Here is a 23844-nt window from a genome sequence, read left to right on the forward strand (position 1 = left end):
CGGTGTGGCCGATGAAATTCTACAACCGTGTCAGCGAACTGGAAGAGCTCGCCAATCTCCATGAGCAATCGGCATCGTCCGGCAGGATGACCGTCATCACCGGTCGCCGTCGGGTTGGCAAAACGATCCTGGCGCTCGAATCGGCAAAATCCGCCAAACACCTCTACCTGTTCGTTTCCCGCAAGGCGGAGGCTCTACTCTGCCAGGAATACCTCGACGAGATCCGGCGCATCGCCACCCTGCCGGTTATCGGCGAAATTCGCACCTTCCGCGACATATTCACCCTGTTGATCGAACTTTCCCGCACTGAACGCCTTACCCTGATCATTGATGAGTTCCAGGAGTTTTTCAGCATCAACCCTGCGGTCTACTCGGAGATTCAGGGGATCTGGGACCGCAACAAGGCAACCTGCAAACTGAACCTGATCTGCATCGGTTCGGTTCACTCTCTCATGCACCGTATCTTCCAGGACGCCAAAGAGCCGCTCTTCGGTCGTGCCGACCGGGTCATCTTCCTCAAGCCTTTCAGCATCGCCGCCATCCACGAAGTCCTGACCGATCACGGGCATCATGACACCCAGTCCCTGTTCGACAGCTACGCCATTACCGGCGGTCTCCCCAAATATCTGGAGCTTTTGGCCGAGAACAGATCGTTGACCCACAAGAAGATGCTCGACTTCATCCTCAAGCCGCACTCGCCGTTTCTCGCCGAGGGAAAGAACCTGCTGGTTGAAGAGTTCGGCAGGGAATACGGCACTTACTTTTCCATTCTCGAACTCATTGCCGCCGGCAAAACCGCCCGCAGTGAAATCGAGTCGGTGTTGGAGATCCACAGCGGTGCGTATCTGGCCAAACTGGAGGACGAGTATGCCCTGATCGCCAAACATCGCCCCATCAACGCCAAGCCGGGCGGCCGGTTGCAGAAATACTACCTGCGGGACAACTTCCTCAGTTTCTGGTTCCGCTTCATCTATCGCAATCTATCAGCGGTGGAGACAGGCAACTTCGGCTATGTTCGCGAGATCATAGAGCGGGACTACGCCACCTGGTCCGGTAAGCTTCTGGAGCGGTTCTTTCACGATCTGTTTGCCGCCAGCGGCAGATACAACCGGATCGGCAGCTACTGGGAGCGCGGCAACAAGAACGAGATCGACCTGGTGGCGGTGAACGATCTGCGGAAAGAATTGGTGATTGCCGAGATCAAGCGGAACAAGTCCCGCATCAGTCTGCCGGCGCTGCAGCAGAAGTCCGAACGGCTGCTGCAGGAATATCAGGGGTATCAGGTGGAGTATCGAGCCTTGGGACTGGAAGATGCGGCGGAGTTTCTGCGGTCGAAAGAGGATGGCATGACATGACATTTTATGTCGCATGGTTGCTGTAACATAGATGAACATTGAACCCGAACAGCTTGGTCTGTCTGGAGGAGTTATGAAGAAAGGCGATATTGTAAAGTTCAGGAAAGCTGTTGATCCCGGCGACGAGGGTCTCCGCATGATTCTGCTTGAAGATCTGGATGGCGGACGGGTTCTTGTCGAGAGCATCGTCGATATGAAAATCCGGCCGACCTACCGGTACAATGCAGATGATCTGGAAACATGTAGCGAGGAGAAGAAACACTAGGCGGGACTGTACTGTTGATTGGGAACACAACCTGAAAAACTGGCAGATATATTTATCAAGTCGAATCAAGATCAACGAGGTTATTTTGTCAGAAGCAATACCAATAATAGACGTTTTTGCCGGTCCGGGAGGTTTGGGAGAAGGGTTTTCTGCGTTTGGCAGAAACAGAACTGACCGAATTTTCAAAATAGGATTATCAGTTGAAAAGGAGCCATTTGCCCATAGCACATTGGAACTCAGATGTTTCTTCAGGCAGTTTAACTATAATGATGTACCGACAGACTACTATGAACTGCTCCGAGGAGAAATAACTCGGGATGAGTTGTTCAGTCGGTTCCCAAAGGAATCAAATTCTGCCAGAAAAGAAGCATGGTGTGCTGAATTAGGTAGTGGGCAGGAGTTTGACGATGAACTTGATAGAAGGATAAGTAATGTAATCGGCAATAATGATAAATGGGTTCTGATTGGTGGACCACCTTGTCAGGCATATTCTGTTATTGGCAGAGCACGAGTCAACAAAGAAAACGATGATAGAAACTACCTTTATATAGAATATCTGAGAATAATAGCGAAGCACAGACCTGCAGTTTTTGTAATGGAGAATGTAAAGGGAATACTGTCGTCAAATGTCCAGGGTCAGCAAATTTTTGAGCAAATCTTGTCAGACCTGAAGGAGCCTGTATATGGTGACCTGAAGGGTTGTAAATACAAGATATATTCACTTGTTAAGAGTGTCGATGAGACTCAAAATGATATTACTGCACTGAAACCAGAAGACTTCATTGTTGAATGTGAAAAATATGGAATTCCACAAGCAAGGCACAGGGTTATCCTTCTGGGTGTGCGCGAGGATCTGGACCACTGTCGACCAGATATTCTGACACCTAAAACGACAGTCCCTATAGACTCTGTCCTCAAAGGATTGCCAAGATTACGGAGCGGTTTTTCTAAAGAAACAGACGGCCCTGCGATATGGAGGCAACAATTAAGAGAAAGTTCCGATGAAGAGTGGATTGAATCGATCAGGGAAGAGATTGATTCACAATTTGCTGAAGAACTTTCACGAATGTTAAGCAAAATCAAATGTCCTCTTGATGACAGGGGAAGCGAGTTTCTTAAATGCCATGCACCTGTCAGTGATGATCTGAAATGGTGGTATGAGGACAATCGATTAGGAGGCATCTGCAATCATACTTCCCGCGGGCATATGCGCACAGATGTCTACAGATATGTCTATGCCTCGTATTTTACATCCTTCTATGGTTCGTCCCCCAAATTGCACGAATTCCCTTCAGCACTTCAACCTGAACACAAAAATGCCAAGTCAGGCCATTTCAATGATCGATTTAGAGTTCAAGCTTACGGCCGACCATCTACGACTATAACCTGCCATATATCGAAAGACGGGCATTACTATATTCATCCTGACTACACCCAATGCAGAAGCCTCACAGTTCGAGAGGCAGCAAGAATTCAGACTTTTCCGGATAATTATTTCTTTTGCGGTGGACGGACTCCGCAGTATGTCCAAGTAGGTAACGCAGTTCCACCTCTTCTCGCGCATCAGATAGCCGGTATCGTATATGGCATCCTGAACAGGACGTCATGATGGACACTCTTTCATCCTCCCGCAGGAGTTGGAACATGTCACGGATCCGAGGGCGGGATACTGCTCCTGAACTTAGGGTCCGGTCGGCGCTGCACAGGGCTGGGTTAAGATTCAGGTTACACAGGAGGGATCTTCCAGGGACTCCAGATATAGTACTTCCAAGATTCAAAACGGTCATTTTTGTACATGGTTGTTTCTGGCACAGGCATGAGGGGTGCAAATACGCTTATATGCCGAAGTCCCGGATTGAGTTCTGGGTGGAAAAGTTCAGCAAGAACGTGGAGCGGGACAGGAGAAAGATACTTCAGTTGCAGCAAGCTGGGTGGAATGTTGAAATTATCTGGGAATGTGAGACCACGGATACGGTGACTCTCAGTAGACGTCTTGACTTTTTACCTGTTTCAGCTGGAGAAGATACGAAGTGATCAAAAGAATTTTCATGATCATCAGGAGATTTCAGTGCGCTTTGTGAATAATCCACCCGATGCTGCAGCACTCATGATGTCCGCAAGAAGCTTCGGCAATTATGACCTCGCCGGAGCTCTCGCTGATCTCATTGACAACAGTATCAAGGCAAAAGCCAGAACCATACGATTGCTCTGTCTGTTCAACGAGGGTGATCCAGAAATCAGGGTGATAGATGATGGCCACGGCATGTCTGAAGATGAGCTTCTACGGGCAATGCGGCCAGCCAGCACTAATCCCTGCGAAGAAAGAGCTCCTGACGATCTAGGTAGATTCGGCTGGGGCTTGAAGTCAGCTTCGTTTTCTCAATGTCGGTGCCTCACGGTCTATACTCGTAGGAAAAGCGGTTTAGCTGGAGCGTCCTGGGATCTGGACAGCCTTGATAACTGGAAGATGGCGATATATTCGGTGGATGAGGTCCGGAACTCCTGCTCTGAGTTTCTCCTGAACGGGGACGGAACTGAAGTGGTCTGGAGCAGGTGTGACAGGTTATCAGAAGGAAAGTCGCTCGATAAGAACCAGTTCAATGAACTCATCATCCATGCGAGAAACCGGCTTGCCCTGATCTATCATCGTTATATCAGTGGTGAAGTGAGGGGGAAAAGACTTTCAATTGAATTGAATGGTCTCCCGGTTCCTGAATATGACCCATTCCATAGGCATCATGAAGCAACTATGCAGCTGGAGTGCGAAACTCTGAAGATGCCAGGCCGGAAGAAAATTACGGTCCAACCATATGTGCTGCCCCATTATTCAAAACTGAAACCTGCTGATCTGGATAAACTGTCAGGAGATGAGGGTTTACTTAAAAATCAGGGATTCTACGTCTACCGGAACCACAGACTTATCATCTTCGGCACATGGTTCCGGTTGGTCAGACACGGAGAGCTGTCTCAGCTGGTGAGAGTCAGCGTCGATATTCCTAATTCCTTGGACGAAATCTGGAAGATCACGGTTGACAAATCTGATGCCCAGCTGCCGTCCGTACTCAGAGTCAGGCTGAAACAAATCGTTGATGGTCTGAAAAGGCGATCAGCGAAGGTCTTCAGATCCAAGGGAGGAAAAATTCATGACAGTGGCAAAGTGTCTGTCTGGAAACGGTATGTAAAGAATGGAGAGATCCGTTACGAGATAAACCGCTCCCATCCCTTGGTTACATCACTGTACATTGATGCATCTGAAGAACTGCAGGCAAGGCTGGAGAGTACCCTCAAGGTAATTGAGCGTGAATTTCCAGTCATGAATTTCGGGCAGGATATTGCCAGTGGCTCTGATAGCATAAATCAGTCAGTCGCAAGTCCTGATCAGTTCAGAGATTTTCTGGCGGCGGCCCTGCCAGGTCTGCTGTCTGACTCCAAAGGAAATATCAGCACCATGCTTGATAGAATCCGGAATGTGGAGCCGTTCTGCAGCAACTGGTCATATGTTGAGGATTTTCTTGTCAAGGAAGGGTGGATCAATGGCTGACCATGAAAGCAAGATCGCATATTTCAGGATGGAACTATCCAACGCACCCAAGGTCACTTTCGAGCTGATCAGACAGGTTGTCACTGGTGGCCCGTTTCCTCTGTCTGCCGAGGACACAGAACAGATCATCCGCTATCTGGAGCATACCTTTAATATCGATCAGAATATCGGATCAAAGCTTGTCAGCATTGATTACAAACCGTGGCTTTTTGAACGCAGAAATCGAGATGAGATCGATTTTTTTTACTGGAACCGGCTGAAGCGGTTTTACCTGGAAAGAGGCGTTCTGCCTCCGAAGGTTGTTTCAATTCTTGATGACGATACAAATGACATCCTCGACTATTCTGGAAATCCGGCACTGGAAGGTACCTGGAAACGACGCGGCATGGTAATGGGGCACGTCCAGTCCGGCAAAACCACCAACTATTCAGCACTCATCTGCAAGGCAGCTGATGCAGGTTACAGGATTATTATCCTTCTTGCCGGCATTACCAATTCGTTGCGACAGCAGACCCAGGAACGACTCGATGAGGCGTTCATCGGCAAGAAATCGGTGTTTCAAGCTGCAGCACAGGAACCGCTTCCAATTATTAACTATGCAGCACAGAGGCGCTTCCCGGTCTATGGAACTTCCCGGGACCGAGATTTCCTGAAGGAAGCCGCGATGACCTATGGTGTAAGCTTGGCGGCGTTGAACGAACCGATCATTTTTGTTACCAAGAAGAACAAGACAACACTAGAACGGCTGCGAGACTGGCTGAAGGACCAGAATCTGACACATAATATTGGTGAACCTCTGCTCTTGATCGATGACGAGGCTGATAATGCCTCGATCAACACAGCCGATAACCCGAATCAGGTCACGGCCATCAACAAGGCAATCAGGGAGATTCTGGCTATGTTTTCTCGGTCGACCTACATCGGGTATACGGCTACTCCATTTGCAAATATTTTCATAGATCCTGAGTCAGAAACTGAAATGCTGAAGGATGATCTTTTCCCGCGGGATTTCATCAAGGCACTGGATCCACCGACAAACTATGTCGGGGCGACCAGAGTTTTTACTGAAGCTGGTGATCTTGCTGAGAGGATGATCATCCGGCTGGATCCTGAGAAAGATGATTATGAAACCGTACTTCCGTTGAGACACAGGCGCGATTGGGTTCTGTCAGAGTTGCCGGAGTCTCTTGAAGAAGCGGTCCGGGCGTTCATCATAACCAGATCCGTGCGGGTACTGCGTGGTCAGGGCGAACAGCACTGCTCAATGATGATCAACGTGAGCCGTTTCAATGACATTCAGCAGACAGTCCATGGGTTGGTCTTCAGTTATCTTGAAAAGCTCAGAAACTCGGTCACCATCAATGCCGGGCTTGGGTCGAAGGCACTTCAGGATGAAGAAATCTGCCGTATAAGAGATACCTATTCCAGCCGTTTTTCTGAACTTGAGTACAGTTTCCTTGATCTTCTTCCAGCCCTTGCCCGAGCGGTCAGTAGCATTTCAGTCAGGACCATCAATATGAGGGGAGGAGTCCTTGATTACTCGAAACACAAGGAGATTGGCCTGCATGTCATTGCCATCGGCGGGCTGGCCCTTTCAAGGGGACTCACTCTCGAGGGTCTTACGGTTTCCTACATCCTCAGAAATGCTTCTGCGTCGGATACCCTTATGCAGATGGCCCGCTGGTTCGGATATCGGCCTGGCTACGAGGACATCTGCAGGCTGTATCTCCCTGACCGGTCGGCAGATCATTATGAGTTCATCACTGGCGCAATTGAAGAGTTGCGTTCTGAAATTAAGAGAATGGAACTCATCCATATGACGCCGAACGATTTCGGTTTACGGGTCAGGCATGATCCGACTGCCATCCGAATAACTGCTGCAAACAAGATGAGAACTGCTACAGCCATGAGGATTGCTCAAGATTATTCCGGGCGCCATATTGAAGGATATGTTCTATATAATGACGAAGCTGTCAACCAGAGGAACCTCAAGCTTGTTGAAAGCTTCATAAATACACTCGACGGTCCAGTCGAAGTGGACAAGACATGTCTAATCAAAAGAGCGATAGATGCAGCTTCAGTTTTTTCCTTCTTACGGGATTTCCAATTCCCGGAGAACCAGCCAGACCTTGGCATTATTTCTTCTAACAGATCTCTTTTTGTGGATTATGTATCTGACAGACTTGAAGCGGATCTGAAGTCATGGGATATAGCGTTTCCTCTTACAGGTGACTGTGGGACCATGTCATGGAGGGACATTCAACTGAAGAATCTTCCTCTCCGGAAAAGGGGAGCCGGGTCAATCATCGAAGACCGGTACTGGGTTACCGGCAAAAAATGCAGAGTCGCAAATCCAGGAGATGAAAGAATAGGGCTCAGTCAGCTTCAGCAGTCAGCAGCTAAAGCAGAAGTTGAGACAGGAAACATCAGTAGAGGGTACTGCGCTTACAGCTTGCAAAGAGAAAGGCCCTTGATGCTGATCCATATATTCAATGCGGATTTGAAAGCTCCCCAAGCAAGAGAAGACCTTTTGATAGAAGACCCGGTCGTGACCCTTTCCTTCTGTCTGCCGACAACTTTGGTGCCAGCACAGGAACGGCTGTATCAGGTAAACGTTGTCTACCGAAACCAGATCCTTGAATCATCTTCAGAAGCTGATGATGATGAGGAAATGATCAGCGAGGCTGAAAATGCCTGAGAACTGGGATTCGTTCAGCAGAAGTGATCGCCCTGATGAAGTCAGAATCAGACGAGCAGATCCAGCACACCCTCTTGATTTTTTCTACGGTAAGGATTTTCAGGGGAACTATGTATTCACGCTCAGGTGCAGGTTCTCGGAGGAGACTCCACCGCAACCCCATCAACTTGCTGGCATTGATGTTCACCTTTTTTCTCATGGGGCAGATCAGATCGAACTCCGACTGTGTCTGCTGGATCCTGCCCAAGTGGATATTTTCAAGGTGCTTTGTGCAAACCTGATGTCAGCAACTGAACGACTGGACCGTAATCAGCAGAGCGCCGGTATCCAGATAGTGCTCCACCGACTCGCCCGCTGGCAGGACCTGCTCCGGACAAGACGGGAGAATGTTCTGAACAGGAACCAGATCATCGGGCTATGGGGTGAGCTGATCGTTTTCAGAGATTTATTTCTAGCACATCTTTCTCCCGCAACGGCACTTGCCACATGGCGAGGGCCGTTCGGTGATGAGCAGGATTTCTTATTCAATGGCCGATTGGTTGAAGTAAAGACTCAACTGAGCAGTTCTGATCGGAAAATCCAGATATCGTCTGCTGAGCAGCTCGATACCGTCTCGGGTGAAATTTTTCTCTGCCACCAACTCATTGGTCCCTCAAATCTCATAGAAACGGCGATGTCCCTCAACCAGCTTGCGGATGAGGTGCTTCACCTATTGAAAGAAGTGGGGTCTGCGGAAGAAGTTTTTCTAGCAATACTTGTCGAGTCTGGCTACATGAAGCGTGACGAGTACGATGAAGAGAAGTGGTTGCTCAACGAAAGAACCTTCTATCGTGTAAGCTCAGATTTCCCAGCAATCAAAGCATCAGGCTTGGCTGGCGGAATCTGTGATGTTCGGTACAGCATCAGAACTGATGCCATCAGCAGCCATGCTATTGCTGAAGACCAGTTCGTCAATGATGTCTTTGAATAATTCCATAGGGGGAGTTATGGCAAGCATTGATGAGTCATATTCAGAGTTCATGGAGGACGTCCGGAGGGATGCTCACTCAATGGGGCAGCCTCTTCAAGAGTGCTTCTTCGAAAGGTATGCCGTGCTCGCGGCAGGTAACGGAGACTGTTGCGATTTGACATATACCCCTGTCAAGAAAGAAGGGGCGACGGGCTATCAGATCGACGGCTATGCCTTGAACACGGAACAGGGGGATCTTTACCTCGCGATAGCTGATTTCAGACATGAGGATGAGTTGCAGACTCTCAATCAGCAGCAGATAGACTCGTATTTCGGCAGGGCTGAGCGGTTTTATAAGCAGGCTCTGAAGCCTGAATTCATAAACGCTCTCGAAGAGACCGGCCCAGTGTTTGAAGCTTCGTATCCGATTTATGCTAAGAACATAAATGTAAAACGGGTGAGGGTTATTATCTTTTCAAACGCAAAACTCGTTGCCAGGAAAAAAAATGTAGAATCAAAGAATCTGGATGACAAAAAATTCATCTACAACATCATGGATTTCTCCCGATATAACGACATCTTCAGTTCAATGGGGGAAACGGAACCAATAGAGATTGACCTTACTGAAGAGTTCAATTCAACCCTCCCCTGTCTCAGAGCCCATACCGGGAGTGGTGACTACGAATCCTATCTCATCGTCATGCCTGGGGAACTGCTTTCCAGAATATATGAGCTATATGGTGCAAGGCTTCTTGAGCAGAATGTGAGAACATTTCTTCAGGCAAAAACGAAAGTGAACCAAGGCATCATCACAACGCTTGAAAAGACACCAGAGATGTTCTTTGCCTATAATAACGGGCTCACAGCCACTGCGTCCGGAGTTGCAGTCTCGTCTGAATCTTCTGGAGGCACTTCAATTCGTGCCATCAGGAACTTGCAGATTGTGAACGGAGGACAGACCACCGCTTCAATCCTGTATGCAAAAGACAACAGGAATGTGAATCTTGCCAATGTTTTTGTACAGATGAAGCTGACGGTATTGCCAGAGGAGCGAGTGGAAGAAGTTGTCCCGAGAATCTCGAGGTTTGCTAACTCACAGAACAAGATCAGTGATGCAGACTTTTTCTCGACCCATCCGTTCCACGTTGAAATGGAGAAGATTTCAAGAAGGCTGTCTGCACCCCAGAAGGAAGGGGCATTCACTTCCGCAAAATGGTTCTACGAAAGAGCGAGAGGTCAATACCGTAATCAGCTTGCTAAAGGCAAAGCATCTGACCGGAAGAAATTCGAGGCGGAATTCCCAAGTGATCAGATTATCGCGAAGACTGATCTTGCGAAATATGTGCTGACATTTGAGCGCCTGCCCTATTTGGTGAGTCAGGGGGCACAGAAATGCTTCATGCATTTTGCCGACCGTATAGGCAAGGAGTGGGAAAACAGAGCGGACAGCTTCAATGAAGGCTATTTCAAGGATGCCATAGCGATGGCGATCATCTTCCGATGGGCCGATCAGATGATCGCCAAATCTGAGTGGTACCGGGAGGACCGGGGCTACAAGGCACAGGTCGTCACATACTCTATCGCGCTGCTCGTTCATATACTGGACAGAGCTGACGGGAAGAGAATCAGTCTTCAACAGGTCTGGAACAGACAGACACCCGGAGACGCCCTGAAGAAGATTCTAGAAAAAATTGCAGTGATGGTTGCGGCACGCATAAAGGATGCCCCATCAAATGTCAAGAATATAGGAGAATATTGCAAACAGCAGGCGTGCTGGAATGCTGTTACCGGGCTTGATGTTGGAGTACCGGCAATCTTGCTTAAGGAGCTTGTCGACAAGGATGATCACCGGCAGCAGAAGCGTGACGATGTTGCGGTAAAGAAAATTGATAAGGGAATTGAGTTCGATGAAATGCTTCTCAAGTTGAATCCATTTGTTCCAGCGATCAGGGAATTCGCTCAATCAACAAAAATTCTTTCGCCAGCTGCTGATGCTGCACTGGCAAAAGTTTCCAGAGGAAATATCTCCCTCACTTTTGCTGAGAAGAATGCTCTCGTCGTGATTCTGAAGAATATGGATGATGCTGGGCATGATATGAAAGGTATATCTGTATGATCGCCATTCCGCTTCCTTCTCACTTAATATTTATCAGTTTGAAAAAGTCGAGGACAGCAATCTCCTTGAATCTGTCATGTCGTTGATGGCACTTTGATGTGCTGGGGCTGTTTTTGCAGTCGTAGCTAATCATTAGGCATGTATATAATTCATTTCCCCAATCCTTATCGTGTGGGAGCCAAAGGACTGTAACATGTCTCATGCATACAAAAAAATATTGGTGTCATGGGTTGCACGCTCAAACGACCCTTATGAATGGGATGCAAAAAACGCCCGTGTTGCAGTTGATGAGGCTAACAATCCGATCTATGGCCCGACGTTAACATTGCTTCTTGATCGACATTCAGAGCATCAAAATATCAACAAAGCATTTTTTTTCTTCAGAACAGCATCGGATGCTGAAGCGCTAAATGGGATTCGCAGTGTTCTGAAAAAACAACGCCCGACCTTTCAGTTTGAAGCACTTCCTTGGGCTGGGAACGATCCGACAGACCACAAAGCACTTTTCAATTATCTGCAACCCGAGCTGAAACGAATACGCGAGAATCATCCGGATGATGAGCTTGTAATCAACGTAAGTCCAGGTACACCTGCTATGCATACTGTTTGGGTGCTTCTTGCCGAAGTAGGATATATCCGGCAACCGGTAACGCTCGTCCAGTGCCATCGATCACGAGAACGCAACGGTCGCCCACCAGTGGAGAGGATATCAATAGGAGTCGAAAACTATTTCAAACAGTATCAAGACACCATGAGCTACTTGAATGAACAGTCGGATTCCAGTGTTTCATGGAATCCACTCGACTTCCGCTCTGAAAAACTGAAAGCACTAGAACGTGAGGCCCGTAGATTTGCTAAAGTCAAAACCCCTATTCTTATACTGGGTGAGAGGGGAACAGGAAAAAGTACCTGGGCTGTTTGGATTCGTTCAAATAGCCCTTATAGACGACTGAAAAAAAATTGGGCGGGTGTTGCGTGTGGACAATTTACCTCAGACCTGATGCGTTCAGAGTTGTTCGGTCATGTAAAGGGTGCATTTACTGGGGCTGAAAGAGACAAGACAGGTTTATTGCAACGCATGGACAAAGATACCCTTTTTCTTGATGAAATCGGGGATATCGACGCCGATACACAACGACTATTGATAAAAGCTCTGGAAGAAAAAGAATTTCAGCCGTTAGGTAGCGAACATTCAGAGAAAAGCGATTTCAGGTTGATTACAGCTACCAATCGTCCACTTGAATCCTTGCACAATGAGATACATAAGGATTTTTTTGACCGTATAAGCCCGTTAATACTGATAATACCGCCTCTGAGAGAAATCCCTGAAGACATCCCTTGGATTTGGCGAGATGTTTATGCGCATGCACAGTCCCTAGCAGCAGTAGATCGCAGCAAGGCAGTATTCAGCAAAGTGGATCATGCAGCCATTGTTAAATATTTGCAGTGCCATACCTTGCCAGGCAATTACCGCGACCTATATCGGGTTGCATATCGTTTAATTGCATTTCTTAATGACTGTGATGCTAAAGAGAATCCAGAAGATGCGTTACACTATGCCTTGTCATCAATACAGCCGACTTCAAGTGAGCCATCAGCATTGTCCGGCTCTGCCCTGCCAACCTTGAATGAAGGTTTCTCGATTGAAGCGTACCTTTCAGATATTCGGCGCAATTTGATTCTTCATGCGTTGGAACAATCTTCTGGCAACCAGCGAAAAGCAGCTGCTCTTCTCGCGATCTCTCCCCAGGCGATCAGTAAATTCAAAAAGTCGCCGTGATGTCATCAATAATCCATGCGATAGACTTCCCCGTTGGGCATGAAATCAACTTAAGTTGTCATCTATGATGGATTGTTCGCGTGTGAACTAACCTCTTGTTGTCGCTTTATTCAGTTTTTTTAGCATGTTAACTGTCATCGTCTTTATTGGCACGCTCTTGGCTATAACGATATCAAATCGTCAGGAGGCACAACCAATGGACACAAGATTCGACAAAATGATCAGGCGCGTTGGCCAGGGATTCTATATCAATTACATAGGCTCCATACGGGACGCGGTTGCAGATGACTCTCTTGAATCATTAATCCGGAGGGTCAGTAACAACCGAAAAGACATTGTTACCGTTGAATTCCGTCTCAGGGCAATGGCTTCGGCAGTCCGCCAAGGTTATGCACGATAGGAGGGGAAAAAACATGACACCTACTGGACAGGAATACCAACAGATGTATCCAGAACGCTTCAAGGATGGGAAAATATACTGTGCGTGCGGCTCAAGTAATATCCGTGCATTTTGTGCACCTGCTAATACTGGTGACATTTTCTATGCCTGTGCAAGTTGCTGGACGACACTATTCACTGGAACAATTTACGAAAAGTATCCGATAGCGGGGGTGGGGTGGTGAAAAAGATCAAACTGGCAGTATTCGACATGGAGGGAACGCTTCTCAAGCGTTCATGCCGTTTCGATTTTATCAAGGACCGCTTCCCCCAAAACTGGAAGAATTTATGTCTCTGCCATGGGGAGGCCGTATTGGCGACAAAGCAGTTCAGCAGCGCATGGACGCTTTTGTGTGATTTGCTTGGACCTGAAGCGAGCAAAAAGAATCAGGCAAACTGGGAAAAGTGGCGGGATGGCGGCTATCCCGGTTACAGCGAGTGGGTCATTGACACAATTAAGCTGCACAAAGAGTACAGGCTCACCAAGGAGTTGTTCGATGCCGTTATTCATGACTCAGCAGAATATTTTTCTGGCGTTTCAGAAACATTCCAGGCATTGCGAGCGCACGGTATCACCATCGCCCTGGTTTCCGGCGGACTGAAAGCGATGGCCGATCGGGTATCACTTGATTTCAACCTTGAACATTGCTTCACATCTGCAGAATATTTCTGGAATCCTGACGGGACAATCCGCCACTGGAATTGTCAGCCAAGCGATTTCATCCACAAAAAGCATCTTGTGAAACTGCTGCTTCATGATCTGGGTTTTTCAAAGGAGGAGGCCGTATTCATAGGTGATGGCGGTAATGATCGTGAGGCTGCCCAGTATGTAGGACGCTCAATAGGATTCAACCCGAAACAGCACCATGAGTTTTTCTGGGATACTGTTGTAAGAGGTGATGACCTGCAACAGGTGCTTGAACCACTTGGATTCCAAACAACTGAATCAGTCAGCAACAGTAAGCGTTCAAGATCTGATAACACCAGGCCTGATCAATCAACCAAAACAGCATTCAGAAAATTCTTGGTTGAGCATGGCGGTCTGACGGAAAACTCATCCCGCTCCTACATTACGTATCTGAACAGTATCCTCATCAATATGCAGGGAGCTAAGGCCGAAACTTCTAGCAGTCGAACACCGCTCCAATTACTTGTTGAAGCGGCAAAAGCGGCAAAATCAGAAGCCTCATTCATCAAGGCGCTATCAAAACCCTTGTCTGGTCCTGAAGGAAGAATTGGCGATCTTACATCAACGGCGAAACAATTTTACCGGTTTACTCATTCGCTCGTAACGGAAGGATAAAATATGGAAAACCGTGAAACCCTCCTTGCTCGGTATATGGTCGGTCGTTACCGCCTTGGGTATGAAAATCTAGCTTTCTACCTTGCCGGGGCTTTGTTTGAGAAAATAATCGATAACAAATTGTTAACCCAGGAAACATTGAGCGCTTATGAACTGAACAGGATAAGTTTAGAAGACAAAATCGATCGGTTAAGAGATGAGGTTCTCAGGAATGATACTCTCTACAGTGATCAATGGAGAGATATTTTTTGCTGGTACATGGATACTGATCAAAGGCCTGCACTTAGAAAACCGCTTTCACAAAACACTGATGCCGTTAGAAAAAGATTGCATAATTTTAGATACTTAAGAAATTCGATTATGCACGGCAGTTTGGAGAGAATGCGAGATGATGAAGATAACAAAAAAGAGAATCTCATAACGTATGTCTGGCGTGAGTTGGCACCTAAATCATTTGAAATGGCATACCCGCATCGCCACGAACGAGGCGGCATTATCAGCTCTATGCAGGAACATACCGCAGATTACCTTGTGAGAGATATTGATGAGATTGATATAAAACCAAAAGACAAAAAAGTTGCCTTCGCTAAAGATGAGCCCCTTAAAATCCTTAGTGAAGATTTTGAAAATTTATATAAATTGCGTCGTAAGTTAGTGCCTTTCAAAAACTTTCTCGAAAACTGGGTGAACCAGTTCGGTCTATTTACTGATATTCTCACAACAATTGATACGACAAGCGGCTATATCTGGTTACCGCTTACAAGAAAAGACCCCGCAACAAAGACCGGAATTTTGACATGTTCAGTCTCAATGCTTGCAACACCGCTTGATTTCAGGATTTATATGGATTTTGGCGGGCGAGCAAAAGAAGAGCGAAAATTGTATTACCGTTTTATAAATAGTGATGAATATCTCCAGTTTGTTGAACAGAACACACAATCCGATCTGAAAGTTTTTGATATAGATTGGTACAGCCACAAGTTCAATATTCGTAACGCTGATAAGAATTGGATTGATAACAGACTGGCATCCATAGAATCAGCAGCATCAAAGATTGACATGTTGCCTGAAAAATCTGATGACCCGCTAACATGGAATCGTATGCTTCATGGATACATATTTCAAAAAGACGAATTTGGTGTGATTGAAACTATTACATTTAAGAAAATTGAGCCGAAACTCAGAAGCATTATTGACTTTTACAAGACATTCAAAAAATTTGCCCATAAAGAAGGGGTTACAATATGAGCACAAAATCAATTAAGAACTGTATCGATGCATCTACTGAACAAGTTGAATGTTACCTTAAACTTCTTGCGGATGCCCACAAGGCAAAAGATAATGCTTATTGCCGCTATTCTAATTTCCAAGTGGGAGCTGCTGTCCTAGCAAAAGATGGAAATATCATTAAGGGATGTAACGTAGAAAATGCTTCCTATGGCCTGACCATGTGTGCGGAACGGACAGCTCTCTTCAAAGCTACGTCTGAAGGTTACAAGCCTGGAGATTTCGAAGCAATTGCGATAGCAGCCAGCGCGGATGATTTTTCTCCCTGTGGCGCCTGTCGTCAGGTTATCAACGAGTTTGGTGACGACATGGTTGTCATTTTCGAATTTGGTGGTGAAACGGTCATTAACACACTCGCCGGTATTTTGCCTTATAACTTCAAACTATGAAGAAATACCAAAGGCAGTATCAAGTCGGATTACCATGATAAACGGAGTTAACCATGAGACCGAGAGATGATGAAGATGACGGACCGTTTCCGAAGCGTGTTTTTCCAACAAGCGTTTTCCCAAGGCGGATCTTCCCTTGGATGGGAGGCGACGATGATACGGAAGATAACAAACCAACGGCTTATGAATCAAGCCTGGGAAGGGAAGATCGGGGAAAGGAATAGAGACGCTTAGTTGGCGACAGAACGTCCGCATTAGCCCCTCACGCCATATTTTTCAGTCTGAAAAAGTCAAGCTCCGCAATTTCCTTGAACTTGTCATGGATAGGACCATGAAGCTCCCGCAGGTATTTTGCCACCGCGTCATTGCCGAGCAGACTTTTCAGATACGCCTGCATGGATGTCATGTCAATCATCGCGGTACCGTACTGCTCCTTCAATGAGCCGATCTCCCTTGACAGGGCAAGGCTCTCTTCTTCAAGCCGAGCCTGGCGGGCCAGTATCGCCGGAGTCTCCTTTTTCGGCCTGCCTTTATTGACAAGCTGATTCGCCGGCGTTGCGTCCAGAAGGGCCTTGGCATAGTTGGAGGTGAATTTGTTCTGGTCATTCATCAGCATGGCGGCGTTGATCTGCCGTGGCGCCTTCATTTTTTTCAACACCCTGAACACCGGTTCCGGTACAGCCTTGTCCTTCAGCAGTTCGACCGCTTCGGGGCAGATGCCTTCAAGCAGACATTTCTTGTTCCTGATGGTACTGATATCAAGGTTCAAGGCTCTGGCGAGCTTTTCCTCGGAGACGCCCGACTGCACGGCCTTCATGATCATGCGATGTTCCTGAATTGCCGAGAGCCGGTTGATGTATTTGTTGTAGGTATAGGTCTCATCATCGGTGGAGATCAGACAGGAGACACTCTCCACCCCCAATTCCTTCAGGGCCATGATCCGCAGATGGCCATCGAGCAGCAGATATCCTTTCCCTTTCTTGAGCGGAGCAACCACAGGGGCTTCGATAAGGCCCACTTCCCGGATGGAGGAAAGAACCTGGCCATACTTTCTGCACTTCATTGCATAGATGGAAACGCTTTTGGTGGTGAGCAGATCCTCCACGCCAAGTTCGATCAGATTTTCCTGGAATCCTTGCTTTATTATGTTTGCCATAGCCGCTACCTTTTCAGAAGATCCGTTACATGCAGAGGTATTTCATTCATGCCGACGGCCTTCAGCTGATTGGTGAAATGGACATCGTTCAATAACTGGCGCATGGCCATGGCCGTGTAGTCCAGGACATCCTTGATGTAGTTCGACTGAGCCAGCAGCCGCTTCTTCTCTCGGGCGCCATTCTCATAGGCCGCGATCAGATCCTCTGCAGAAAGGTTCGCCTTTTCGCGTTGCGGAGCTGAGAGCCCCTTGCCGTAATGTTTGCGCCGGGAAATGATCTTCTGCACAATGACCAGTTTTTTTCCGGTCAATGCCCCAGATTCATACGCTTCCGTCAGGGCCGTCTGTACGGCGGCGTCATCTTCGGCCGCGATGTTCAGCGCCTGGTATAACGGGATTCGCCCCTTTTCCACGGCATTGACAAGATATTCCTCTCCCTCTTCGAGCAGACGGATGATGCCGCGAATATAGTCTCTGCCGAGGTTGGTCTTGGCAGCGATGGAATCGTCAGCGTATCCCTGGCCTTTCAGATACTTGATGCTCTGCAGGAGTTCCAGGGCGCTGTTGTTGCGCCGGGCGATATTCTCCACCAGGCTCATGATGTGTGCGTCTTCTTCACTCACTTCTCGAATGACAGCAGGGATTTCCGTTTCACCGGCGGCAATAAATGCCTCGATCCTCCCTTGACCGCATACGAGGTCATATTTCTTGCCGTTTTTCGCGTCTTTCCGGGGAGCGACCGTTATGGGCCGTTTCAGGCCGATGCTCCGAATGTTCTGCCGGATCTCTTCGGCAATGATCTGGTTGCGCACCCGTGGGTTCAGGATGTGAATATCTTCAATGGAAATAAGCGCTATGGCCCCATGCTCCATGGTGCACCGCCTTGTCGAGAGAGATGTTGACGCTCAGCTTCAGCAAGTTATCCAGCGTGTCATTACGAAAGCCGTCCAGAAATCCCGCGTTCTCCTCCGACAGCTTCAACTGCCCGTCTGAAAATTCCAGCGCAGGCAGGATGTAGTAGTCCCGGATCGCTTCATTACGGACATCCATGCGTACTGCTACGGTTATGTCGGGACGGAGACCGCTGTCGAAACGGATCTTCCAGCGCCGTGTTCCGGATGGCGTGGTGAAACAGCGGCTGATGACGACGGAAATGAACAGATTGTGATTCAGTTCCAGCAGGCAGCTTTCCGGGTCCATGGGAATCCGCCTGCCGCAGAGGGTTTCAATATCACGGACAACATCGGCCACGATCTCGGCATGGAGGGAACGCAACCGCTGGTTGATGGCAACATACTGATAGTCGCGTTTCGGGGTATACCCTATCATCTGATAGACCCGCAGCAGGCCACCAAAACGATTGCGGATCAGGCTGCAGGGTGGCAGGAAATCAGCTTCGTCAATGATCAGCGCCGATAGCCGTCCTTGCCGGGCGTATAAATCCCGCAGTCCCTGCAGCAGCTCTTCGTCAGTAGCCTTCTTGTTCCGCTCCCGATAAATCCCCTGAACGGTGTAGAAACGCTCCATGTCCACTACGGGCTCGAAGGCGTGCTCCTTGCGGACCCATTCGCTTTCCGGATTCGGCTTGGCTCTGCTCTTCATCTTGCCGGAAGTGCGGTTGAACAGATTGTTGCCGACATACTTCTCATTGGTTAGCACTTCGCACACGGTTCCTCGTGACCAGGGGCGACCGAAATGGGTTTTCAGCCCTTGAGCGTTCAGCTGCGTTGCAATGTCAGTTTCGCTGCTCCCGGCGATGAACTGGTCATACATCCAGAGCACCGTCCGGCACTCCTCATCCGGTCCCGGCATCAGAATAACCCGCTCAGTGAGCAGGCTTTTCCGCTGCCCCATCGCCAGTTCCTGCTTGGGGCGACCGGCCTCGTCCAGCAGCATGCGCCGCAACCCGAACCCCGCCACACCTCCCTGCCGGTATCCTTTTGACACCAGGTTGCACTGTCCCGCCCACACCTTCTGGGAAAGCTGGCGGCAATAGTCGCTGGCGCTTTCATCCCGCAGCAAGGTCATAATCCGGTCGGCAAGGTTGCTGGTCAGCGTCACCGGCTTTTCGCAGGACTGGCAGACGACGTTTCTGCGTTCCAGCCTCATACGGTGATACTCAGCTTCGCGGCTGTCTACAAACCGTCCCCAGCGGCTTTCATCCAGATACAGGACAATGTTGTATCCGTTGCGACCCTGTTCCACATCGTCGATCAGGGTCTGAAACTGCTCCCGCTTTTCCGTGTTGATCCCGCTGACACCCAGATCCGCATAGGTCTTGATGATCTCTATGCCGTACTCAGCGGCATAGGCACGTATTGCCCGCTCCTGGTTTTCCGGTGACTCCACCTGCAGCTCTGTGGACATACGGATATACATGGCACCTTTCAGGCGCAGGCTCTTGATTTCAGCCGCCGTATATGCCGTTCCTGCTGGTTGCATCCCGGGTATCTCCTTAATTCCACACAGAATATTCCGGTAATACTTTCAACCAATAAGGAACGTATGTCTACAATGATTCTGTGGCAGATCTGCCACAAAAATGAACTCAACAATGGGGACCTGACGAGGTATATTGTGAAGTTGCTGCGGAAGCGGAAGATCACGACAAAGCAGGTGGCTCGCGACCTCAACATACCCGTCGAACGAGCACGGAACTGGTATTACAAGGACACGGGAATGACGGCTCTCGATCTGCTGAGGTTGATGCAGGAATATGAGTTTGTCAGGCAGGCGATTGATGGAGAATTGTCGCGGGATGACAGCTGAACGATTACCACCAGTAATACCAGCGCCAGTACCACCATGGGACATAACAGGGACGATAGTCTGTGCTGGAGAAGGCGTACTTGAGCAGCGTCCAGCACGGTTTCCCCTTCACATAGCCGTGGTAGAGCCGCACTTGTACCCGGTCCATCAGGATGTACGGTAGCGAGATTCCGGCGATGCCGATTGCCCAGTACCAGAATGTTGCAGAGAAACAGATGCCGACCAGCAGGCCGGCAGACACACTTGTCAGTAGCGTTACGGTAGTGGCAACAAGCAACGCAGGTAGCTTTGCCCGTTTCGGTTGCCGTTCCTGGAGCCATTGCTGGGCATCATAGTATTTGATGGTGTTTGACATATGGACCTCGTATTGCCGTATGTGAAGCTAAATAGTCTGCCCTCCGACAGGTTCTTCCCGTAATTGTGCTTGCTCCGAAAGCCGTCTTTATGGTAGAAGGAATATTCCATTCAAAAGCTCACGAAATTCTTTTGTGGTATTTTTTATGGTAGCAGTGTCAAGGCGGGTTGCTGATTCTTTTTGAAATCAGCAGGTTGAGTTTGAAGTTCAATGGACTCTCTCGCCAGTATTTTTCAGCATTGTCACCGGCCCGCTTTTCAGCTCCCCCGGTGCAGCACTTGCGGTCAGAGCTGATAGCTGGGTCCCGCGCAACGGAAGGTTATGAATCCCGTCAGGTCCGGAAGGAAGCAGCGGCAGTAACTGGCTCCGTGTGCCGTGGGGGTGCCCAGCTATCAGTTCTGACCGCAAACCCGCGACTCCACCCCCTCCCTACCGCAATCCTGTAACTGCATATGAGGTTATCATCCCTTGTCATATCTTGTGTTAGCGAGAAAATGGCGGCCGCAGACCTTCCGTGACCTGATCGGGCAGGAGCACGTCAGCCAGACCCTCCAGAATGCCATTGATTCGGGCCGGATCGCCCATGCCTTCCTCTTCACTGGCGCCCGGGGGGTGGGAAAGACCAGTTCCGCCCGGATTCTTGCCAAGGCCCTCAACTGCGAACAGGGAACGTCGACCGAGCCGTGCAACAGCTGTTCAGCCTGTACAGAGATAACGGCGGGGACGTCGGTGGATGTCTTCGAGATCGACGGAGCGTCCAATACCAGCGTGGACGACATACGCGAGTTGCGGGAGAACGTCAAGTACCTCCCGTCCCGGTGCCGCTACAAGATATTCATCATCGATGAAGTGCACATGCTGTCCACCAATGCCTTCAACGCGCTTCTGAAAACCCTGGAAGAGCCTCCTCCCCACGTCAAGTTCATCTTCGCCACCACTGAACCCCACAAGCTTCCCATCACCATCCTCTCACGCTGCCAGCGCTTCGATTTCAAGCGGATACCGCTGCCGAAGATCGTCGACCGTCTCCGTTTCATCGTCGACCAGGAGCAGGTCGGCATCAGTGACGGGGCTCTAGCCATGATCGCACGCAAAGGGGATGGGAGCATGCGCGATTCCCTTTCCACCCTGGACCAGGTGCTGGCGTTCTGCGGCGAGCAGGTGGGTGACGAGGATGTGGTCGCCCTTCTCGGTGTCGTCGACCGCCGCCTGTTGCAGGATGCGGCGCGGTTGATCTTTGCCCGGGATTGCCGGGGAGTGCTGGACATCGTGCGACAGGTGGACGGCTTTGGTTACAGTATGCGCCATTTCGGTCAGGAGCTCATCGACCAGTTCCGCACGCTCGTCATACTCAAGGCGGTGGGTGATGCTGCCGAATTGGCCGAGCTTTCCGCCGGTGAACTGGCGGAATTGCAGGAACTGGTTGAATGCGTGACCCTGGGGGACCTGCAGCGCCATCTGACCCTGCTGCTGCGGGCCGATGTGGAGATGGCCCAGAGCAGTTTCCCGAGGCTGGTTCTGGAAATGGCGCTGCTGAAAATGGCGAACCTGGCGCCGGTCATCCCGGTCGACGAGCTTCTGGCCCGTATTCAGTCATTGGAAAAACAAGGGAACGGGGTGGTGGCTTCCGGTAGACCGACCTGGGAGGCGCCTCGCTCCCGCCAGGCGGAGCCGCCTGCCATCCGTACCCGTCCCGTTGCATCTTCCGCAAAACCTTCTCCTGCCGTGGAATGCGAGGCCGACTCCCCTGCTTCGGCATCCGCTGCGCCACAGACTGAGACCCCGCACAATGGGGGTGACTGGGAGGGGTTTGTCACGTTCGTGAGGGGTAAAAAGCCGCTGCTGGCTGCCCTTCTGGAGCATGGCCGGCCGCTGCGGGTTTCTGCCCAGATCGTGGAATTGGGTTACGGCGCCGGCTCTTTCCAGTACAACAAACTGAAAGACGCCGACGTGCTTGCCGACCTGACAGGTCTGGCCCAGGCCTATTTTCGCGGGGCTACCACCCTCCAACTCAAGCCGTTGAGCGGGAATGTGGATGGACTTCCCCCAACGCTCCTGGAAAAAAAAAGCCTTGACCAGTCCGCCCGGGAGCAGGAACTGAAGGCGGCTGCTGTCAATCATCCGCTGGTGGCGGCCGCACTGGAGATTTTTGATGGTGTGATCGAATCGGTAAAAGAGGGAGATGTTTCAAATAAAGTATAACCGCGTTTTAGTATTATAAAATAAGTTCAGCGTGAGTAAAAAAATACACAACTAGCCTAAGGAGGGTTCCGGATGTCGAAAGGTTTGGCGCAGATTATGAAACAGGCCCAGATGATGCAGCAGAAGATGGCGAAATTGCAGGAAGATGCCGCACAGAAAACCGCTGAGGCCACGGTGGGCGGAGGCATGGTGACAGCGGTGGTCAACGGCAAGAATCAGCTTCTTTCCCTCTCCATCAAAAAAGAGGCGGTGGACCCGGAAGACGTCGAAATGCTTCAGGATCTTGTTGTGGCGGCGGTCAATGAAGCCCTGACCAAGGTACAGGGGGAACTGTCCGAGCAGATGGGAAAGATAACGGGCGGCCTCAGCATCCCCGGGCTGTTTTGAGCCCGGAGCCACGTCAATACCAGTTTATTTTCAACTCCCTGCTACGGGGGAGTTCTTCCGAACAGGGGCGGGCAGAGTGAACCTTCTGCCCGCCTGCAACATAGCGAAACAATTATTTATTATGCAATTTTTTTATGCATAATAAATTTTTTTATTTAAAGTATAATAAAAAAATGTTTTATCTTATTGGGAAAATATGTTACATTTTTCTGCGTCATTGACTAGGCTTCTTGGTGAATTGAAGAAACTGCCGGGAGTTGGGGAAAAAACCGCATTACGGCTCGCCTTTCACCTGTTGAAATCCCCTGCGAATGTTCATGCTCTGGCTGAAAGCCTGGTGGAAGTTGGCAGCAGGGTGCGCTTCTGTTCCACCTGTTTCGGGATCACCGAGGCGGACCCCTGTCACATCTGCACGGGAGACCGCGATTCGGCGCTTCTCTGCGTGGTCGAAGAGCCACAGGACATGCTGGCCATCGAGCGAAGCCACTCATTCAAGGGGCGTTATCATGTGCTCCACGGAGCGTTGTCCCCCTTGAGCGGCATTACGCCGGGACAGCTGAACATTCGTGAACTGATGGAGCGTCTGGAACAGGGTGGGTGCAGCGAGGTGATACTGGCCACGAATTTTACCGTGGAAGGTGAGGCGACGGCACTCTACCTGGCCCGCCTCATCAAACCGCTGGGGATACGGATCACCCGGCTCGCCCATGGCATCCCCCTCGGTTCCGACCTGGAGTACGTCGATCTGGCAACAGTGCAGCGGGCCATGGAGGGACGGTCCGAGGTTTGACGGTCGACTTATCGAGAGCACATGAAGCAGACGGGATTGCGTTTCGAATAATCCACGAAAATGA

Annotated in this window: 20 protein-coding genes and 1 other RNA gene; 17 read left to right on the top strand and 4 right to left on the bottom strand. The window is 49.5% G+C overall.

Annotated elements, in window-relative coordinates; all coding sequences use genetic code 11:
* Positions 1-11 precede the first annotated feature (11 nt).
* The 12 genes from KI810_RS02690 to cdd all read left to right on the top strand — a co-directional run bounded on the left by KI810_RS02690 (position 12) and on the right by cdd (position 16121).
* On the top strand, positions 12-1355 hold the full coding sequence (locus KI810_RS02690; RefSeq protein ID WP_214173931.1) for an ATP-binding protein: 1344 nt from the start codon (positions 12-14) through the stop codon (positions 1353-1355).
* 73 nt (positions 1356-1428) lie between these two features.
* Positions 1429-1620 (top strand): hypothetical protein, encoded by a 192-nt coding sequence (locus KI810_RS02695; RefSeq protein WP_214173932.1) that lies wholly within the window; start codon positions 1429-1431, stop codon positions 1618-1620.
* An 85-nt stretch (positions 1621-1705) separates the two neighbouring features.
* Positions 1706-3229, top strand: coding sequence for a DNA cytosine methyltransferase (locus KI810_RS02700; protein WP_214173933.1), 1524 nt, complete (start codon positions 1706-1708; stop codon positions 3227-3229).
* Positions 3229-3654: a very short patch repair endonuclease gene (locus tag KI810_RS02705; RefSeq protein WP_214174699.1), complete on the top strand. Its 426-nt coding sequence runs from the start codon at positions 3229-3231 to the stop codon at positions 3652-3654. The genes KI810_RS02700 and KI810_RS02705 overlap by 1 nt, the downstream gene beginning before the upstream one ends.
* Before the next feature lie 34 nt (positions 3655-3688).
* Positions 3689-5161, top strand: a complete 1473-nt coding sequence (locus tag KI810_RS02710; protein WP_214173934.1) for an ATP-binding protein — start codon at positions 3689-3691, stop codon at positions 5159-5161.
* The gene (locus tag KI810_RS02715; protein ID WP_214173935.1) at positions 5154-7859 is read left to right on the top strand and encodes a Z1 domain-containing protein; all 2706 of its coding nucleotides are present in this window, start codon (positions 5154-5156) and stop codon (positions 7857-7859) included. The genes KI810_RS02710 and KI810_RS02715 overlap by 8 nt, the downstream gene beginning before the upstream one ends.
* On the top strand, positions 7852-8829 hold the full coding sequence (locus KI810_RS02720) for a PD-(D/E)XK motif protein (protein ID WP_214173936.1): 978 nt from the start codon (positions 7852-7854) through the stop codon (positions 8827-8829). The genes KI810_RS02715 and KI810_RS02720 overlap by 8 nt, the downstream gene beginning before the upstream one ends.
* Positions 8830-8845: 16 nt before the next feature.
* Complete coding sequence (locus KI810_RS02725) at positions 8846-10924, top strand: AIPR family protein (protein WP_214173937.1); 2079 nt, start codon at positions 8846-8848, stop codon at positions 10922-10924.
* A 193-nt stretch (positions 10925-11117) separates the two neighbouring features.
* The gene (locus KI810_RS02730) at positions 11118-12704 is read left to right on the top strand and encodes a sigma-54-dependent transcriptional regulator (protein ID WP_214173938.1); all 1587 of its coding nucleotides are present in this window, start codon (positions 11118-11120) and stop codon (positions 12702-12704) included.
* A 619-nt stretch (positions 12705-13323) separates the two neighbouring features.
* Positions 13324-14445 carry an HAD family hydrolase gene (locus KI810_RS02735; protein ID WP_214173939.1) on the top strand — a complete coding sequence of 374 codons (1122 nt, stop codon included), beginning with the start codon at positions 13324-13326 and terminating at the stop codon, positions 14443-14445.
* A 3-nt stretch (positions 14446-14448) separates the two neighbouring features.
* A complete protein-coding gene (locus tag KI810_RS02740) occupies positions 14449-15693 on the top strand; it encodes a hypothetical protein (RefSeq protein WP_214173940.1) in 1245 nt (414 codons plus the stop codon).
* Positions 15690-16121 (top strand): cytidine deaminase, encoded by a 432-nt coding sequence (cdd, locus tag KI810_RS02745; RefSeq protein WP_214173941.1) that lies wholly within the window; start codon positions 15690-15692, stop codon positions 16119-16121. The genes KI810_RS02740 and cdd overlap by 4 nt, the downstream gene beginning before the upstream one ends.
* Before the next feature lie 262 nt (positions 16122-16383).
* On the opposite strand, the gene KI810_RS02750 is transcribed toward cdd, so the two are convergent.
* Genes KI810_RS02750 through KI810_RS02760 form a run of 3 tightly spaced genes read right to left on the bottom strand, consistent with a single transcriptional unit; the run spans position 16384 to position 19719 of the window.
* Positions 16384-17277 carry a plasmid partitioning protein RepB C-terminal domain-containing protein gene (locus KI810_RS02750; RefSeq protein ID WP_214173942.1) on the bottom strand — a complete coding sequence of 298 codons (894 nt, stop codon included), beginning with the start codon at positions 17275-17277 and terminating at the stop codon, positions 16384-16386.
* Positions 17278-17282: 5 nt separating this feature from the next.
* Positions 17283-18149, bottom strand: a complete 867-nt coding sequence (locus tag KI810_RS02755; RefSeq protein ID WP_214173943.1) for a ParB/RepB/Spo0J family partition protein — start codon at positions 18147-18149, stop codon at positions 17283-17285.
* Positions 18115-19719: a recombinase family protein gene (locus tag KI810_RS02760; RefSeq protein ID WP_214173944.1), complete on the bottom strand. Its 1605-nt coding sequence runs from the start codon at positions 19717-19719 to the stop codon at positions 18115-18117. Before KI810_RS02760 ends, KI810_RS02755 begins: the two co-directional genes overlap by 35 nt.
* 135 nt (positions 19720-19854) lie before the next feature.
* Here KI810_RS02760 and KI810_RS02765 point away from each other — a divergent pair, with 135 nt between their 5' ends.
* Positions 19855-20046 carry a hypothetical protein gene (locus KI810_RS02765; RefSeq protein WP_246525119.1) on the top strand — a complete coding sequence of 64 codons (192 nt, stop codon included), beginning with the start codon at positions 19855-19857 and terminating at the stop codon, positions 20044-20046.
* 4 nt (positions 20047-20050) lie between these two features.
* On the opposite strand, the gene KI810_RS02770 is transcribed toward KI810_RS02765, so the two are convergent.
* The gene (locus KI810_RS02770) at positions 20051-20401 is read right to left on the bottom strand and encodes a hypothetical protein (protein ID WP_214173946.1); all 351 of its coding nucleotides are present in this window, start codon (positions 20399-20401) and stop codon (positions 20051-20053) included.
* A 295-nt stretch (positions 20402-20696) separates the two neighbouring features.
* Here KI810_RS02770 and ffs point away from each other — a divergent pair.
* The 4 genes from ffs (at position 20697) to recR (ending at position 23780) form a co-directional block, all read left to right on the top strand.
* Positions 20697-20795, top strand: an RNA gene (gene ffs, locus KI810_RS02775) — signal recognition particle sRNA small type.
* A gap of 74 nt (positions 20796-20869) precedes the next feature.
* Complete coding sequence (gene dnaX / locus KI810_RS02780; RefSeq protein ID WP_214173947.1) at positions 20870-22603, top strand: DNA polymerase III subunit gamma/tau; 1734 nt, start codon at positions 20870-20872, stop codon at positions 22601-22603.
* Between the two features lie 72 nt (positions 22604-22675).
* A complete protein-coding gene (locus tag KI810_RS02785; RefSeq protein WP_214173948.1) occupies positions 22676-22990 on the top strand; it encodes a YbaB/EbfC family nucleoid-associated protein in 315 nt (104 codons plus the stop codon).
* Between the two features lie 196 nt (positions 22991-23186).
* On the top strand, positions 23187-23780 hold the full coding sequence (recR, locus tag KI810_RS02790) for a recombination mediator RecR (protein ID WP_214173949.1): 594 nt from the start codon (positions 23187-23189) through the stop codon (positions 23778-23780).
* Positions 23781-23844: the final 64 nt, after the last annotated feature.

Source organism: Geomobilimonas luticola (assembly GCF_018476905.1).
Classification (GTDB): Bacteria; Desulfobacterota; Desulfuromonadia; order Geobacterales; family Geobacteraceae; genus Geomobilimonas; species Geomobilimonas luticola.

Coding starts and splice junctions, on each gene's coding strand:
- KI810_RS02695 (WP_214173932.1), top strand. CDS start 1,429: ATGAAGAAAGGCGATATTGTAAAGTTCAGGAAAGCTGTTGATCCCGGC.
- KI810_RS02740 (WP_214173940.1), top strand. CDS start 14,449: ATGGAAAACCGTGAAACCCTCCTTGCTCGGTATATGGTCGGTCGTTAC.
- KI810_RS02785 (WP_214173948.1), top strand. CDS start 22,676: ATGTCGAAAGGTTTGGCGCAGATTATGAAACAGGCCCAGATGATGCAG.
- KI810_RS02770 (WP_214173946.1), bottom strand. CDS start 20,401: ATGTCAAACACCATCAAATACTATGATGCCCAGCAATGGCTCCAGGAA.
- recR (WP_214173949.1), top strand. CDS start 23,187: ATGTTACATTTTTCTGCGTCATTGACTAGGCTTCTTGGTGAATTGAAG.
- KI810_RS02720 (WP_214173936.1), top strand. CDS start 7,852: ATGCCTGAGAACTGGGATTCGTTCAGCAGAAGTGATCGCCCTGATGAA.
- KI810_RS02730 (WP_214173938.1), top strand. CDS start 11,118: ATGTCTCATGCATACAAAAAAATATTGGTGTCATGGGTTGCACGCTCA.
- cdd (WP_214173941.1), top strand. CDS start 15,690: ATGAGCACAAAATCAATTAAGAACTGTATCGATGCATCTACTGAACAA.
- KI810_RS02705 (WP_214174699.1), top strand. CDS start 3,229: ATGGACACTCTTTCATCCTCCCGCAGGAGTTGGAACATGTCACGGATC.
- KI810_RS02760 (WP_214173944.1), bottom strand. CDS start 19,719: ATGCAACCAGCAGGAACGGCATATACGGCGGCTGAAATCAAGAGCCTG.
- KI810_RS02755 (WP_214173943.1), bottom strand. CDS start 18,149: ATGGAGCATGGGGCCATAGCGCTTATTTCCATTGAAGATATTCACATC.
- KI810_RS02750 (WP_214173942.1), bottom strand. CDS start 17,277: ATGGCAAACATAATAAAGCAAGGATTCCAGGAAAATCTGATCGAACTT.
- KI810_RS02690 (WP_214173931.1), top strand. CDS start 12: ATGAAATTCTACAACCGTGTCAGCGAACTGGAAGAGCTCGCCAATCTC.
- KI810_RS02725 (WP_214173937.1), top strand. CDS start 8,846: ATGGCAAGCATTGATGAGTCATATTCAGAGTTCATGGAGGACGTCCGG.
- KI810_RS02715 (WP_214173935.1), top strand. CDS start 5,154: ATGGCTGACCATGAAAGCAAGATCGCATATTTCAGGATGGAACTATCC.